Genomic DNA, 15,167 nt, shown 5'->3' on the forward strand with positions numbered 1-15,167 from the left:
AACTATCGTTATGGGTCCGCCTGGTATCCCTTCTGGTCCGGACGGGATTAGCCCGCCAGCAGCTCGTCGAGCAGTGCGCGGAACGAATCCGGGTCCGCGGGGGTGAATGCCGGGTGCGGCCACGGGTCGCCGTGCAGATCCAGGGTGATCAGCGTGGACCGCATCGGCCGCTTGATGTCCAGCGGAAGCCAGCGCCGCAGATCCGAGCTGCCCCAGATCCGGAATCGGTGGGTCAGCATCCCCAGCGGTTCAGCGCGGTAGCCGCGAATCGCCGAAAGCGGGATCACCTTCGCGGTGCCGGAGGGGAAGTGATAGCGGCGCAACGTAATCGCTCGGTGATCCAGGACGACCATTCCGTCGTCGTAGGAGTCGCCGCTCACAGCTTCTCGCAGCGCAATTCGTGGCCCTTGGCGGTCAGGCAGCGACCGGACTTGAGATCCCATTCCCAGCCGTGCTGATTACAGGTCAGGGTGTCGCCGTCGACCACCCCGAACTTCGACAGGTCAGCCTTCATGTGCGGGCAGCGACGCTGAATCTGCCAGTCGCCCACGATGATGGTCGCTGAGTCGTCGTGGCTCTCGCCGAACCAGCCTTCGGCGTAGACGATCCGGTCCTCGGTGAGGCACTTGAAGAAGGTGTACAGGTACTCGTTGTAACCGCCGACCCGCCAGGCCCGAAACCGGGTGGACAAGAAGATGGTGTTGACCCAGTCCGGTTCGCCGTCGCGCAGCACGGTCCGCACCAGCTCGGGCGGAATGCCGAAGCCGTAACGGAACTTCTCGCCGGGAATAGGCTCGCGCACTATGCGTTTGGGGAAGTCCAGCACTACCGTCTCGGTGTGGCCCTGCCCATCCAACACCAGCTCGACCGGATAACCGATGCCATCGCAGATCTCGTTGCTGCGGGCCATGATCGGCTCGAACAATGCCCGCAGCGGCTCCAGCATCGCCGGGCCCGCCGCCGGCGCCCAGGAGGCCTTCTCGGCGGCCAGCACCGGCGCCATCCGATCGGCGTAGGCGGCGATGTAGTCCGCCTTGCCGGTGGTGAAGATGGCCTCGACGTCGGCGTCGTCCAGCGGATGTGTCAGCGAATCCAGTTGCGCCCCAGTAAAAATTGCGGTGCTCCCGGGAATCATCAGCAGGCCGCCGTCGTGGCCGTTGCGGCGCAGCTGATCCAAGAACACCATCTCGTCGGGGAAGATGTTGGCCGGATCGCCGTGATCGTCGTTGAGGTAGCGCAGCTCGGGATCCAGGAAACACGGCGGACCCGCGGACGGCACCACCCAGGTTGCTCCGACGTGGGCGATGTACTGGCGGGCGCGGTCCATCTGCCGCTGGCGCTTCTGGGTGCCGAACGCCTCCTTGGCCCGGGCCGGCATGTCGTAGACCATCGGGTACCAGATCGCCCCGGAGTACTGCACCAGGTGCACGTCGATCGTGTCGAAGGCCGCCAGCACGTCCAGGTCGATCGGGCGGGAGTCGTTCATGTTGAACACGGTGGTCACGCCGTCGGAGACCACCAGCCCGGAGTCGCCGATCGGGCCGTCGGCCGGGGCGCGCAGCGCGATGATCATCACGTCCAGGTCGCCCTTGGGGCCGGACACGGTGTGCCGTTGCGAATCGGCGGTCTCGAAGAACCGGTGAAAGCCCAGCTCCTCCAGCTCGCGGCGCAGGTCGGGCACCGGATAGTCCGGCAGCAGCACCACCGCGTCCTTGTTGACGTGCGCCGCCAGGTGTCGCGGATCGAAGTGATCGTGGTGCAGGTGCGAGATGTAGAGGTAGTCGCAGTCGCCGAGGGCGTCCCAGTCCAGCGACGAGTTGTCCGGGAACGGGAACCACGACCCGAAGTAGGCCGGATTCACCCACGGGTCGCAGAGGATGCTGCCCGCGGCGGTCTCGATCCGGAAGCCGGCGTGCCCGACGCTGGTGACCTGCACGTGTACCTTCTCCCGACGCTGATAGAGATCGCTTCCGAGCTTACCGGCGGCCGAGCCGGCCCTATCGCCTAGGCTTGAGTGCTGTGGAGGCTTGGTACGGCGGTGTCGCCGCCGCTGCGCGAACGCTGTGGCGCTATGAGGGTTTGAAGATCACCGTCACCGGCCGGGAGCACCTGCCCGCCGCCGGCGGCGCGGTGGTCGCGATCAACCACACCGGCTACTTCGACTTCCTGTTCGCCGGAGTCGCCTCCTACGACGCGAAACCACGTCGCTGGGTGCGATTCATGGCCAAGAAAGAGACGTTCGACAACAGGTTCACCGGACCGATCATGCGCGGCTGCAAGCACATCGCGGTGGATCGCAGCCAGGGCGCGCAGTCCTATGCCGCCGCCGTCTCCTACCTCAAGGCCGGCGAGCTGGTCGGGGTCTACCCGGAGGCGACCATCAGCCGCAGCTTCGAGCTCAAGGAATTCAAGAGCGGGGCCGCGCGGATGGCGATCGAAGCGCAGGTGCCGATCATCCCGCACATCGTGTGGGGCGCCCAGCGGCTCTGGACCAAAGACCACCCAAAGCAACTGGGCTGTACCAAGGTGCCGGTCACGGTGACGATCGGCGAGCCGATACCGCCCACGCTCCCGGTCGAGGAATTGCGTGCCCTGCTGCAGACCCGGATGCAGCACCTGCTCGAACAGGCGCAGGACTGCTATCCCGACGACCATCCCGCCGGTGCCTTCTGGGTGCCGCGACGCCTGGGCGGTAGTGCTCCCACCCCCGCCGAGGCGCTCGAGCTCGATGCCGCCGAAGCCGCGCGCAAAGCCGAGCAGCGGGCCGCCGGCCAGCAGCAGCCGCCGAGCCCGACGGGCGCTGCGGAGTAGAGCTGGCATGCAGCCGGTCTTTCGGGCCTTGGAGCTCACGGCGCTGGGCGCGGTGAAGATCGCCGGCGCAGCGATCGACTACCTGGGGCTGGAACACATCCCCGCTGACGGCGGTGCGGTGATCGCGATCAACCACACCGGTTACGTGGATTTCCTGCCGGCCGGGCTGGCGGCGTATCACCGCGGACGCCGGATGCGGTTCATGATCAAGGCCGAAATGCAGCAGGTGCGGGTGGTGAATTATCTGATCCACCACACCGGCACCATCCCGGTGGACCGCGGTGCCGGAGCCGACGCCTACCAGCACGCGGTGACCGCATTGCGCTCCGGCGAGGTGGTGGGCGTCTACCCCGAGGCCACCATCAGCCGCAGCTTCGAGCTCAAGGAATTCAAATCCGGGGCGGCCCGAATGGCGCTGGAGGCGCAGGTGCCGATCGTCCCGCTGATCGTCTGGGGCGCCCACCGGCTGTGGACCAAGGATCACCCGAGGGCGCGGTTGATTCGCAGCAAGATTCCGATCACCATCCTGGCGGGGGAACCGCTTGCCCCATCCGGTGACGCCGCGGCGCTCATCGCCCGATTACGCGAGGCAATGGCGCCGATGCTGGCTCAGGTGCAGCAGGACTACCCGCACCCCGCCGGCCAATTCTGGGTGCCCCGACGACTCGGCGGCGGCGCCCCCACGCCCGACGAGGCTAGGGTTGTCGAAGAGCAGGAGCTGGCGGAACGGATGCGCAAGCGTGCGGGCGACCGCCGGGCCGGCCCAGCGAACACGGAGCGCACGGAGCACTAGAGCATGGCCGAACCCTTCTTCCGAGCACTGGAGATCGTGCTCCCGCGGCTGGTCAACGCCAACGGGCCGCACGTGACCATCGACGGCCTGGAAAACATTCCCGAGCACGGTGGGGCGGTGCTTGCCCTCAACCACACCAGCTATCTGGACTGGTATCCGGCCTCGCTCGCGGCCTTGCGGCGGCACCGTCGGCTGCGGTTCATGATCAAAGTCGAGATGACCGAGGTCCCGGTGGTCAACTACGTGATCAAGCACATCAAGTTGATTCCGGTCGACCGTTCCGCCGGGGCCGGCGCCTACGACGAGGCAGTGCGGCGGTTGCGGCAAGGCGAGCTGGTCGGTCTGAATCCAGAGGCCACCATCAGCCGCAGCTTCGAGCTGCGGGAGTTCAAAACAGGGGCTGCCCGGATGGCCCACGCCGCGGGCGTTCCGCTCATCCCGGTCATCGTCTGGGGCATCCACCGCGTCTGGACCAAGGACCATCCGAAGCATTTGTGGCGCAACCATATTCCGGTGTTGGCGAAGATCGGTCGCCCGATGACTGCCTCCGCTGATGCAGCGGCTACCACCGCGGAGTTGAGAACCACGATGGCGGCGATGCTCGACGAGGTGCAACTGGAGTACCCGCATCCAGTGGGGGCACACTGGGTGCCGCGCCGGCTGGGCGGCAGCGCGCCCACCATGGCCGAAGCCTTGGAGATGCGCGCAGCCGAGCTGGCCGAGCGTGATCGCAAACGTCGCGAGCAGGGCCACGGCGGACGGCTGCGGCGGACACCGGCCGGACGGAGTTCGCACTGATGCAGCCCCGCGGCGGACCTCCCGCGCTGATCGCCAGCGACGTCGACGGCACCCTGCTCGACGACACCGAGAACATCACCGCGCGGACCCGCGCCGCGGTGCACGCCGCCGTGGAATCCGGCGCCCGCTTCGTGCTGGCGACCGGACGCCCACCGCGGTGGATCGCGCCGGTGGTCGACGCGCTCGGATTCGCCCCGATGGCGGTGTGCGCCAACGGGGCGGTGATCTACGACCCCGCCACCGATCGGGTGGTGTCGGCACGCACGCTCTCGGCCGACAGTCTGGTCAAGCTGGCCGAGGTCGCCAGCCGCGCTATCCCAGGGGTTGGCCTGGCCGTGGAGCGGATCGGCGAAAGCGCGCACGACGCGGCCACCCCGCAGTTCGTCAGTTCACCGGGCTACGAACACGCCTGGCTCAACCCCGACAACACCGAGGTGTCTTTGCAGGACCTGCTGTCCCAGCCGGCGATCAAACTGCTGATCCGCAAGGCGGGGATGTCCAGCGCCGACATGGCGACGCAGCTGCAGGCCCACATCGGAACGGCCGCCGAGCTGACCTACTCCACCAACAACGGACTGATCGAGGTGGTGCCGGCGGGCATCACCAAGGCCAGCGGCATTGAGGAGTTGATCGCGCCGCTGGGGATCGGTGTCGAGCAGGTGGTGGCGTTCGGGGACATGCCCAACGACCTACCGATGCTGGTGCGTGCGGGCCACGGCGTGGCGATGGGCAACGCGCACCCCGACGTGCTCGCGGCGGCCGCCGAGATCACCACACCCAACACCGACGACGGCCTGGCCCGGGTGCTGGAGCGGATTTTCCTGCGTTGATGATTCTGCGTCCGCCAGGGACCTCGAACTTCTGCCTGGTACACGCAGACTCAACGGAGCTAACCGACGGCGAACGGGTCGATCACCCGCGAGAAGCGCTCGAGCTGCACCGGCGGGCCTTCCGGCGGTGGCGGGGGCAGCACTTCGGCATTGCCGTCGACGACCCGGATGACCGTCGCGCTGGCCCGGTTGTAGTTCAGGGTGCCGTGCTGGAAGTTCTGGCCCACCCATTCGGGTTCGGCGAGCTCGGCGCTGGTCGGCAGCCCGAGCACGCCACGCTCGTAGCCCAGCGATGCCCAGGCGTCATAGATGGCTCCGGTGATCGGCTGTGCGCCGGTCTCCGGTGACCAGTACACCGCGCCGTGCTCGAAGGTGGCGTACTTGGTGGAACCCTCGCCGATCGCCTCCGGCGACGTGGGGGCGCCGAGCATGCCCTCCGTACCGCCCAGTTCCAGCCAGCGGGTGTGGATGGCGCCGCCCTCCATCACCCGGGCGAGGTCTTCCGGCCCGGGCGGTTCGTCGAAGCGGGCGGCGATCTCCCGAATCTCGTTGAGTGCGATGTAGCCCTGCTCGCCAGGGCACTCGGTCGCGTCGAGGTCGCGGTGGCCGATGATCGAGGGCAGCGTCAGCGACGCACCGCGCGGAAAGTGCGTGAACGCGCCGCCGGCGGAGGTCAGCTGCGCGATCCCGCGCGGATCGGTGCGGTCCAGACCCAGCCGCCAGCCCAACAACCGGCCGACTGTCTCGAGTTGAATCGGCGGGGGAGGCGCGTCGTCGAAGGTGCCGATCATCGACACCCCCCAGGTGTTGCGGTTGAAGCCGCCCGCGTGGCTGCCAATGATGCCCCGGGTCAGACCGCCGGCCCGGCCCTCGAACACCTGGCCGTACTTGTCTACCAGCGCGTTGTAGCCGATGTCGCACCAGCCCAGGGTGCGGGTGTGATAGGCGTAAATCGCCCGGATGATCTCCGCGGAGTCTTCGGGGGCGTAGTCGTTGGAGCCGGCGGTGTGGTGCACCACGGCCGCGTGGACCGGGCCGCTCTCCACGGGTTTGCCGCACCGGCCGTAGGCGCCGGCGCCCCAGTGGCTGCGCGGGATGATGTTGGGGGGCTGGCCCGGACCCAGCACCGCCCGCGGCGGTTGCCACTGCGCGTCGACCGGGGCCTTCGGCGGCGTGATCAGCACCGCGGAGACATTCTGGGCAAAGGGTTGCGCGGCGGTGGCCGGCACGTAACCGAGCTCGGGCCCCAGCACGGGCCGCTGGGGGGCCGGCTCCGCCGTGGCGGGGCCCTTCGCAGTGGCCTGCCCCTTGGCCTTGGGTTTGGCCTGAGCGCTCGGAGCAGTCCGGGTCACCGCGATCTGTACCGCCGTGGTCCGGCCGACGAACACCGGCTCGGTCCCGTCCGGGCCGGGAGCCGGCGCATCGGCGGGCCGGGGACCCGGCGTCTCCTGCTTGGTTTCGTGCGCGGTCGCATACCAGGGTCCCCAGGATCCGTCGGCGCGTTTGGCGCGGATCCGTGCCGACGTGCCGGTCAGGTCGGCGCCGGTGAGCGCGACCATGGTGAACGGTTCGGCCTGGGTGATCTCGCGGACGGTGACGCCCGGCTCCAGATTTGGCAGTGGCTGCTGGTTCAGCTTGGTGGCGGCAGCGCTGGGGGGTGTCGCCGAGGCATCCACCGACGTGAAGCCCGACCCGGAGTTCAACGCCCACGGCAGGATCAGCACGGTCGCGAAAGACGCGGTCAGCTTGATCGTCGGCGGGGGACGACGACGGGTTGGCACGTGCTGATGTTACGTATGTGTCATGTGTTGTTGTTGATGCGACACGCGTCCGCGGGGGCCGACGGGTTTCCGGGCATTGTTAACGGCACCGCAGAGTCTTCCGGTGCCCGCCGGTGCGGGCCGACTCTGCGGTGCCGTTGGGCGGAACAGCTCCGCTGTTGTGTCTTGCTACGGCAGTGCCGGGGCCGGGGCGGCAACCGCCGGTCCGGCGCCCTGCGCAGCCTGTGCGATGGACGGGATCACCACACCCTTGAGCAGGTCGATGGCCTGTCCGGCGCCCAGCTGGTTGGCCGCGCTCATCAGGTCGCTGACCAGACCGCCCTTCTCCTCCGGCATGCCCAGGGACGGGTCGCCGAGGATCGGGTAGGTGCCGTCCAGGCCGGGGTCCAGGCCCACCGGTGAGGTGAGCGGCAGACCGTCGGACCCGAGCAGGCCGGTGTCCGGGCTGGTCAAGCCGGGGCTGGTCAAACCCGGGCTGGTCAAGCCGGGGCTGGTCAGCGGGCTGGTCAATCCCGGGCTGGTCAGCGAGGAATCGGTCAGCGGCGGCGTGGTCAGGCCGGGTGTCGTCAGGCCGGGCGTGGTCAGGCCGGATGTGGTGGACACTCCGGGCGTGCCCAGCGGCGGCGTCGACAGCGACGGCGTGGTCCCCAGGGACGGGTCGGTGAGCCCCGGTGTGCCCAGTCCGGGCGAGGTGAGGCCCGGCGTGGTCCCCAGGGACGGGTCGGTGAGGCCCGGTGTGCCCAGGCCCGGCGAGGTCAGGCCGGGGTACATCCCGGTCGAAGCCCCCGGGAGCATCCCGGTCGAGGCGCCTCCGCCGCCGAAGCCCGGCACCGGCGGGAGGTTCACCCCGAACTGGGACAAGCCCTGGGTCAGGGCGGTGATCAGCTCACTGGGCAGGTCGGCCACGGACGACGCCGCGACGAAGTCGTGGTGCTGAGGGGCGCTGTTGTGGGCGGTCAGCTCGGATACTGCGACAACTGCGAACGGACTCGCGACCGCCAGGGCGGCGACTGCGCTCATGGTTGTCGAGAGCCTGCGTCGACGTCGGTTCGGCACGGAAGTCTCCTCAATATGTTTTGCCGTAGGGCCCCGCACTTTTTCGGAGCCGTCGTGGCGCTTACTGCACTTACATCTGTCCTACGTGACCGACGGTACGCGTGTGACTTGTGTGAAAGGAGTGACGAGATCGAATCGTGAGGGAACTGCGATCAACCCTTCTCCGGCGTCCGGCGGCGGCCTCGACGCGCCCAGATGGCCGAGCTGCTGCGAATCGGCGGGTGATAGTCAAGGTGCAAGCGGGAGCGGCGGGGCGCCGACGATGCAGGCGGGCGCTGGTCGGCTACCCTTGGCGCCGATGACCGCTCGTTTTGACCTCTTTGTCGTGGGTTCCGGATTCTTCGGCCTGACCATCGCCGAGCGCGTAGCTACGCAGCTCGGCAAGCGCGTTCTCGTCGTCGAGAAGCGCCCGCACATCGGCGGCAACGCCTACTCCGAAGCGGAGCCGCGGACCGGCATCGAGGTCCACAAATATGGTGCGCACCTGTTCCATACCTCTAATAAGAGGGTCTGGGACTACGTGCGTCAGTTCACCGACTTCACCGGGTACCAGCACCGGGTGTTCGCCATGCACGACGGTCAGGCCTACCAGTTCCCGATGGGCCTGGGCCTGGTGTCGCAGTTCTTCGGCCGCTATTTCACCCCCGACGAAGCCCGGGCGCTGATCGCCGAGCAGGCCGCCGAGATTGATACCGCCGACGCGCAGAACCTCGAAGAGAAGGCGATCAGCCTGATCGGCCGCCCGCTGTACGAGGCGTTTGTCAAGGACTACACCGCCAAGCAGTGGCAGACCGACCCCAAGGAACTCCCGGCGGCCAACATCACCCGGCTGCCGGTGCGCTACACCTTCGACAACCGCTACTTCAACGACACCTACGAGGGCCTGCCGGTCGACGGCTACACCGCGTGGCTGGAGAACATGGCGGCCGACGAGCGCATCGAGGTCCGGCTCGACACCGACTGGTTCGACGTGCGCGAGGAACTCCGGGCGGCCAGCCCCGACGCGCCGGTGATCTATACCGGACCGCTGGACCGCTACTTCGACTACGCCGAAGGCAAGCTCGGCTGGCGCACCCTGGACTTCGAGCTCGAAGTGCTGAACACCGGAGATTTCCAGGGCACGCCGGTAATGAACTACAACGACGGCGACGTGCCGTTCACCCGCATCCACGAGTTCCGGCACTTCCACCCGGAACGGGACTACCCGGCCGACAAGACGGTGATCATGCGGGAGTATTCGCGTTTCGCCGACGACGCCGACGAGCCCTACTACCCGATCAACACCGAGGCGGACCGGGCGGTGCTGACGTCCTACCGGGCGCGCGCCAAGGCCGAGATGGACTCGGCCAAGGTGCTCTTCGGCGGGCGGCTGGGCACCTACCAATACCTGGACATGCACATGGCGATCGCCAGTGCCTTGAACATGTACGACAACATCCTGGCGCCGCACCTGTCCGACGGGGTGCCGCTGGGGGAGAGCAGTAAGGCATGACCGACAGTTCGCGCGCGGTGAGCCGGCTTTCGCGGATCATCCTGCCTCGCCAAGGCGAGCCGCTGGATGTGCGCAAGCTCTACATCGAGGAATCCGAGACCAACAGTCGACGGGCGCACCCGCTCACCCGCACCAGCCTGGAGATCGGCGAGGAGTCCGAAGTCTCATTCGCCACGTACTTCAACGCCTTCCCGGCGTCCTACTGGCGGCGCTGGTCGATCGTCGAATCGGTGGTGTTGCAGCTGGAGCTGACCGGGGCGGGGCGAGTTGACGTCTATCGCTCCAAGGCGACCGGTGCGCGTATCGCGGTGGACGGCAAGCCTTTCGGGTCTGTCGAAAACAGTGACACCCCGACGGTGGTGGAATTCGAGGTTGGCCTGCAGCCGTTCGAGGACGGTGGCTGGATCTGGTTCGACATCACCACCGACACCGCGGTCACGCTGGACCGCGGCGGCTGGTACGCCCCGATCGAGGCCCCCAGCCGGGCCGACATCGCCGTCGGCATCCCGACCTTCAATCGGCCCGACGACTGCGTCAACGCGCTGCTCGCGCTGACCTCCGACCCGGACGTCGACGAGGTGATCAGTGCGGTCATCGTGCCCGACCAGGGCACCCGCAAGGTTCGCGACCATCCCGGCTTCGCCGCGGCCGCCGCCGCGCTGGGAGACCGGCTCTCGATGCACGACCAGCCCAACCTCGGCGGGTCCGGTGGCTACAGCCGGGTCATGTACGAAGCGCTGAAGAACACCGGCTGCGAACAGATCCTGTTCATGGACGACGACATCCGCATCGAGCCGGACTCGGTTCTGCGGGCGCTGGCCCTGAACCGGTTCGCCAAGACGCCCACCCTGATCGGGGGGCACATGCTCAACCTGCAGGAGCCCTCGCACCTGCACATCATGGGTGAGGTCGTCGACGCGGGCGTCTTCATGTGGACCAACGCCCCGCACACCGAGTACGACCACAACTTCGCCACCGACTCGCTGGCCGAGTCCCCGGACCTGCACCGGCGTATCGACGTTGACTTCAACGGCTGGTGGATGTGCATGATCCCGCGCGCCGTGGCCGAGGAGATCGGCCAGCCCATCCCGTCGTTCATCAAGTGGGACGACGCCGAGTATGGGATCCGCGCCGGCGAGCACGGCTATCCGACCGTCACCCTGCCCGGGGCGGCGATCTGGCACATGGCCTGGAGCGACAAGGATGACGCGATCGACTGGCAGGCCTATTTCCACCTGCGCAACCGGTTGATGGTGGCGGCCCTGCACTGGGACGGCAACATCTCCGGGCTGATCCGCAGCCACCTCAAGGCCACCCTGAAACACCTTGCCTGCCTGGAGTACTCGACGGTCGCCGTGCAGAACAAGGCGCTGGACGACTTCATGGCCGGCCCCGAGCACATCTTCTCGATCCTGGAGTCGGCCCTGCCGGACATCCACGCGCTGCGCAAGACCTATCCCGATGCGGTGGTGCTACCGGCGGCCAGTGAGCTGCCCGCCCCCTCGCAGCGTCGCAAGCCGATGCGGCCCCCGGTGCAGCCGCTGTCCATCGGCTATCGGCTGGCTCGCGGCATCCTGCACAACCTCAAGGCCACCGAGTCGGAGCACCATCGGCGCCCGCAGCTCAACGTGCCCACCCAGGACGCCCGCTGGTTCCTGCTGTGCACCCAGGACGGTGTCACCGTCACCACCGCCGACGGGCGCGGTGTGGTCTACCGCCAACGTGACCGAGAAAAGATGCTTTCGCTGCTGCGCGAATCACTGCGCCGCCAGTACCAGCTGGCGCGCCGGTTCGACGCTCTGCGCCGGACCTACCGCCGGGCGTTGCCCACGCTGGCGAGCAAGCAGCAGTGGGAGACGGTGCTGCTTCCCGACGGTGCCACGTCGTCATGACCCAACTCGCCCGGGACCCCGACGCGGTACCTCCGCACGGCGAGGACGCCGTGCTCGTCGCCGTGCAGTCGGCCCTGGCGGGCCGGCCCGGAGTGCTGCCGGTGGCCCGAGCGATGTCGCACTTCGGTGAACACAGCCTGGGCTGGCTGGCGGTGTCGGCGCTCGGCGCGCTGCTCCAGCCGCAGCGGCGCCGCAGCTGGCTGCTGGCCGGCGCCGGAACACTGGCCGCGCACGCCGCCGCGGTCGTCATCAAGCGCATCGTGCGCCGCAAACGCCCGGACCACCCGGCGATCGCGGTCAACGTCGGCACGCCGAGTGCTTTGAGCTTCCCCTCGGCGCACGCCACCTCGACCGCGGCGGCGGCCATCCTGCTGGGTCGTGCGGCCGGGCTGCGGTGTGGAGCCCTGCCCGCGGCGCTGGTACCGCCGATGGCGCTGTCTCGCCTGGTGCTCGGGGTGCACTATCCCAGTGATGTTGCCGCCGGCGCGCTGATTGGAGCCGCGGTCGCCGCAACCGCGATCCGCCTGGACAACTCTGGAGACTCGGGATGAGCGCAGAAACTGAAGATCGAGTGCCGGAGATCGGCCCGCCGTCGAACCTGTTCTCCGGGGTGATCAAGGCGATGCGGCCCCGCCAGTGGGTGAAGCAGGTGCTGGTGCTGGCCGCGCCGCTGGCCGCGCTCGGCGGCGACGTGCACTTCGACTACGCCGATGTCGGCCGTAAGGCGCTGATCGCCTTCGTGGTGTTCTCGTTGGCAGCCTCGGCGGGCTACCTGGTCAACGACGCCCAGGACGTCGAAGCCGACCGGGCTCACCCGACCAAACGGTTCCGGCCGATCGCTGCGGGGGTGGTGCCGGCGAGGTTTGCCTACGTGCTGGCGGCGGTGCTGGCGGCGGCGTCGCTGGGCATCGCTTGGTGGCTCACACCCAACCTGGCCCTGGTGATGGCCATCTACTTGGCGATCCAGATGGCCTACTGCTTCGGCCTCAAGCACCAACCGGTGGTCGATATCTGCATCGTGGCCGCGCAGTACCTGCTGCGCGCCATCGCAGGCGGTGCAGCCACGGGTATCTATCTGTCGCAATGGTTCCTACTGGTGATGGCGTTCGGGTCGCTGTTCATGGTGGCCGGCAAGCGCTACGCCGAACTGCAGCTCGCCGAGCAGACCGGCGCCAAGATCCGTAAATCGCTGGAGAGCTACACCGGCACCTATCTGCGTTTCGTATGGACGGCGTCGGCCACCGCGATGCTGGTCTGCTACAGCCTGTACGCCTTCGAGCGCGACAGCGGCTCGGGGTCCTGGTACGCGGTGTCGATCATCCCGATCGTCGTCGGGATCCTGCGCTACGCGGTCGACGTCGACGGCGGGATGGCCGGCGAACCCGAGGACATCTTGCGGCGCGACCGAGTACTGCAGCTGATGGCGCTGGCCTGGATCGGAACCATCGGTGCTGCCGTCGCCTTCGGCTAGCTCGGCCCGGGGGGCCGCGGGCGGACGGGCGCCGGACCCCCGGGTCCGGCCGCTGGGCTGGCCCGCGGTCTCCTACAGCCCCACGGTGCGGCTGAGCTCGTGGGCCGGGGTGGCGGTGGTGCTGCTGATGTTCGGCATCGGGGCCTGGCGGCGGCGCTGGATCTCCGACGACGGCCTGATCGTGCTGCGCACCGTGCGCAACCTGCTGGCCGGCAACGGCCCGGTGTTCAACGTCGGGGAGCGCGTGGAGGCCAATACCTCCACGGCCTGGACGTACCTGATGTATCTCGGCAGCTGGCTCGGTGGGCCGGTGCGCATCGAATACGTGGCGCTGGTCTTCGCGCTGGTGCTGAGCCTGGCCGGGGTGGCGATGCTGATGCTGGGCGCCGCCCGGCTCTACGCGCCGAGCCTGCAGGGTCGCCGCGCGCTGCTGTTGCCGGCCGGGGCACTGGTCTACGTCGCACTGCCGCCGGCGCGAGACTTCGCCACCTCCGGTCTGGAGGCCGGCTTGGTGCTGGCCTACCTGGGTCTGTTGTGGTGGATGCTGGTCTGCTGGTCACAGGCGCTGCGGATGCCCCGATCCCGTGCTCGCGGAGCCCTTTTCACCGCAAGCCTGGCTTTCGTGGCCGGCTGCAGTGTGCTGGTCCGCCCCGAGTTGGCGCTGATCGGCGGTGGCGCGCTGATCATGCTGTTGATCACGGCACGGGAGTGGCGGCCCCGCGCGCTGATCCTGATCGCCGGCGGCGCCCTGCCGGTGGCGTATCAGATCTTCCGGATGGGCTACTACGCCCTACTGGTTCCGGGGACCGCGCTGGCCAAAGACGCGGCCGGCGACAAGTGGTCGCAGGGCATGATTTACCTGGCCAACTTCAACGCCCCCTACGCGCTATGGGTGCCCGCGGTACTGCTGGTGGCGCTCGGCGCCGCACTGTGGGTGGGCGCCGCCGTCCGCTACCGGCCCCGCCGTCCGGTGCCACCCGGCGTCGGCCCGTGGGCCCGACTGGTGCAGAGCCCGGGTGCGGTGGTCTGGTTCTTCGTGTTCAGCGGACTGCTGCAGGCGGTCTACTGGGTGCGTCAGGGCGGCGACTTCATGCACGGGCGGGTGCTGCTGGCGCCGCTGTTCTGCATGCTGGCCCCGGTGGCGGTCATTCCGGTGTTGCTGCCCGACGGCGCGCGCTACCGCCGGGAAGCCGGCTACCCGCTCAGCGGTGCCGTCGGCCTGCTGTGGCTGGCGGTCGCCGGTTGGGCGCTGTGGGCGGCCAACTCGCCGGGAATGGGCGATGACGGCACCCGCGTCACCTACTCCGGGATCGTCGACGAGCGCCGGTTCTACTCCCAGGCGACCGGCAACGCCCATCCGCTGACCGCCGCGGACTACCTCGGCTATCCGCGGATGCGCGCGGTGTTGACCACGATCGCCGCCACCCCCGACGGGGCGTTGCTGCTGCCGTCGGGGAACTATGACCAGTGGGACGTGGTGCCCGTCATCCTGCCGGTGCCCCCGGGGATCGGTGTTCCGACCGATCCCGACCCGGGCGGGAGCGGTCCCCACACCGTCTTCTTCACCAACATGGGGATGTTGGGCATGAACACCGGTCTGGACGTTCGGGTGCTGGACCAGATCGGGCTGATCAATCCGATCGCGGCGCACACCGGAAGGCTGGAGCACGGCCGGATCGGTCACGACAAGGACCTGTTCCGGGATTGGATCGTGGCTGACGGCCCGTGGGTCAAGTGGTACCCGTTGATCCCGGGCTACCTGGACCAGGACTGGATCGCTCAGGCAGAGGCGGCCCTGCGCTGCCCCGACACCGCGGCGGTGCTGGGCTCGGTGCGTGCGCCGATGGGCCCGCGCCGGTTCCTGTCCAACGTGCTGCACTCGCCGGGTTTCACCCGCTACCGCATCGAGCGGGTCCCGCGCGACGAATTGATCCGCTGCGGACTGGCGGTGCCCGAACCGACCCGACCGACCTACACCGGCATGCCGCCGGAGCTCCCCTGACCGTCTGGTGCCGGGCTGACTCAAAAATTGTGACGGACGTCATTCCCCGGATCTGGCAGCTACCCGCCTTGTCGGGTCTCACCGGCTGGAATGCCCACGTGAGCGCAGCACGCCTACTGTCACAAAATTCGGTCCCCGGTCGGGTGGCGGGCCCTTGGATGGAGCCCGGGGCGGTCGATGGCGGGCATTTTGTGGTTGACTACACCGGCACTGTTGCGTTGGTACGCACAGATCGGGTCCG

13 protein-coding genes are annotated in these 15,167 nt (G+C 68.4%); 9 read left to right on the forward strand and 4 right to left on the reverse strand.

Annotation, left to right across the window (positions count from 1 at the left end; translation table 11 throughout):
* Nucleotides 1-47: 47 nt before the first annotated feature.
* Entirely contained in the window at nt 48-353 is a 306-nt protein-coding gene (locus BN4346_RS46320; protein ID WP_067977042.1) for a hypothetical protein, read from the reverse strand.
* A 23-nt stretch (nt 354-376) separates the two neighbouring features.
* Nucleotides 377-1,936 carry an MBL fold metallo-hydrolase gene (locus BN4346_RS46325; RefSeq protein ID WP_067977005.1) on the reverse strand — a complete coding sequence of 520 codons (1,560 nt, stop codon included), beginning with the start codon at nt 1,934-1,936 and terminating at the stop codon, nt 377-379.
* 83 nt (nt 1,937-2,019) lie between these two features.
* Here BN4346_RS46325 and BN4346_RS46330 point away from each other — a divergent pair, with 83 nt between their 5' ends.
* The 4 genes from BN4346_RS46330 to BN4346_RS46345 are packed head-to-tail and all read left to right on the forward strand — an operon-like array spanning nt 2,020 to nt 5,232.
* Nucleotides 2,020-2,811: a lysophospholipid acyltransferase family protein gene (locus tag BN4346_RS46330; protein WP_067977006.1), complete on the forward strand. Its 792-nt coding sequence runs from the start codon at nt 2,020-2,022 to the stop codon at nt 2,809-2,811.
* 7 nt (nt 2,812-2,818) lie between these two features.
* Entirely contained in the window at nt 2,819-3,604 is a 786-nt protein-coding gene (locus BN4346_RS46335; protein WP_067977007.1) for a lysophospholipid acyltransferase family protein, read from the forward strand.
* 3 nt (nt 3,605-3,607) lie between these two features.
* Nucleotides 3,608-4,402 carry a lysophospholipid acyltransferase family protein gene (locus BN4346_RS46340; protein ID WP_067977008.1) on the forward strand — a complete coding sequence of 265 codons (795 nt, stop codon included), beginning with the start codon at nt 3,608-3,610 and terminating at the stop codon, nt 4,400-4,402.
* Nucleotides 4,402-5,232 (forward strand): Cof-type HAD-IIB family hydrolase, encoded by an 831-nt coding sequence (locus tag BN4346_RS46345; protein WP_067977009.1) that lies wholly within the window; start codon nt 4,402-4,404, stop codon nt 5,230-5,232. Before BN4346_RS46340 ends, BN4346_RS46345 begins: the two co-directional genes overlap by 1 nt.
* Before the next feature lie 59 nt (nt 5,233-5,291).
* Here the strand turns inward: BN4346_RS46345 and BN4346_RS46350 are convergent, their stop codons facing one another.
* Together BN4346_RS46350 and BN4346_RS46355 are read right to left on the reverse strand one after the other, a co-directional pair.
* Complete coding sequence (locus BN4346_RS46350) at nt 5,292-7,013, reverse strand: N-acetylmuramoyl-L-alanine amidase (RefSeq protein ID WP_067977010.1); 1,722 nt, start codon at nt 7,011-7,013, stop codon at nt 5,292-5,294.
* A gap of 168 nt (nt 7,014-7,181) precedes the next feature.
* Nucleotides 7,182-8,069: a hypothetical protein gene (locus BN4346_RS46355; protein ID WP_067977011.1), complete on the reverse strand. Its 888-nt coding sequence runs from the start codon at nt 8,067-8,069 to the stop codon at nt 7,182-7,184.
* 289 nt (nt 8,070-8,358) lie between these two features.
* Between BN4346_RS46355 and glf the strand changes: the two genes are divergently transcribed.
* Genes glf through zomB form a run of 5 tightly spaced genes read left to right on the forward strand, consistent with a single transcriptional unit; the run spans nt 8,359 to nt 14,926 of the window.
* Nucleotides 8,359-9,561 (forward strand): UDP-galactopyranose mutase, encoded by a 1,203-nt coding sequence (gene glf, locus BN4346_RS46360; protein ID WP_208863325.1) that lies wholly within the window; start codon nt 8,359-8,361, stop codon nt 9,559-9,561.
* A complete protein-coding gene (locus BN4346_RS46365) occupies nt 9,558-11,453 on the forward strand; it encodes a glycosyltransferase (protein ID WP_067977013.1) in 1,896 nt (631 codons plus the stop codon). The genes glf and BN4346_RS46365 overlap by 4 nt, the downstream gene beginning before the upstream one ends.
* On the forward strand, nt 11,450-12,004 hold the full coding sequence (locus BN4346_RS46370) for a phosphatase PAP2 family protein (RefSeq protein WP_067977014.1): 555 nt from the start codon (nt 11,450-11,452) through the stop codon (nt 12,002-12,004). Before BN4346_RS46365 ends, BN4346_RS46370 begins: the two co-directional genes overlap by 4 nt.
* Complete coding sequence (locus BN4346_RS46375) at nt 12,001-12,924, forward strand: decaprenyl-phosphate phosphoribosyltransferase (protein ID WP_067977015.1); 924 nt, start codon at nt 12,001-12,003, stop codon at nt 12,922-12,924. The genes BN4346_RS46370 and BN4346_RS46375 overlap by 4 nt, the downstream gene beginning before the upstream one ends.
* Nucleotides 12,902-14,926 (forward strand): flagellar motor control protein ZomB, encoded by a 2,025-nt coding sequence (gene zomB, locus BN4346_RS46380; RefSeq protein ID WP_067977016.1) that lies wholly within the window; start codon nt 12,902-12,904, stop codon nt 14,924-14,926. The genes BN4346_RS46375 and zomB overlap by 23 nt, the downstream gene beginning before the upstream one ends.
* The last annotated feature ends 241 nt before the right edge of the window (nt 14,927-15,167 follow it).

It is taken from the genome of Mycolicibacter icosiumassiliensis (assembly GCF_900078685.2).
Lineage (GTDB): Bacteria > Actinomycetota > Actinomycetes > Mycobacteriales > Mycobacteriaceae > Mycobacterium > Mycobacterium icosiumassiliensis.

What these genes read in the sequence shown, in the direction of transcription:
- BN4346_RS46370 (WP_067977014.1), top strand. Translation starts at nt 11,450, where the DNA reads ATGACCCAACTCGCCCGGGACCCCGACGCGGTACCTCCGCACGGCGAG.
- BN4346_RS46335 (WP_067977007.1), top strand. Translation starts at nt 2,819, where the DNA reads ATGCAGCCGGTCTTTCGGGCCTTGGAGCTCACGGCGCTGGGCGCGGTG.
- BN4346_RS46375 (WP_067977015.1), top strand. Translation starts at nt 12,001, where the DNA reads ATGAGCGCAGAAACTGAAGATCGAGTGCCGGAGATCGGCCCGCCGTCG.
- BN4346_RS46320 (WP_067977042.1), bottom strand. Translation starts at nt 353, where the DNA reads ATGGTCGTCCTGGATCACCGAGCGATTACGTTGCGCCGCTATCACTTC.
- BN4346_RS46345 (WP_067977009.1), top strand. Translation starts at nt 4,402, where the DNA reads ATGCAGCCCCGCGGCGGACCTCCCGCGCTGATCGCCAGCGACGTCGAC.
- BN4346_RS46340 (WP_067977008.1), top strand. Translation starts at nt 3,608, where the DNA reads ATGGCCGAACCCTTCTTCCGAGCACTGGAGATCGTGCTCCCGCGGCTG.
- BN4346_RS46365 (WP_067977013.1), top strand. Translation starts at nt 9,558, where the DNA reads ATGACCGACAGTTCGCGCGCGGTGAGCCGGCTTTCGCGGATCATCCTG.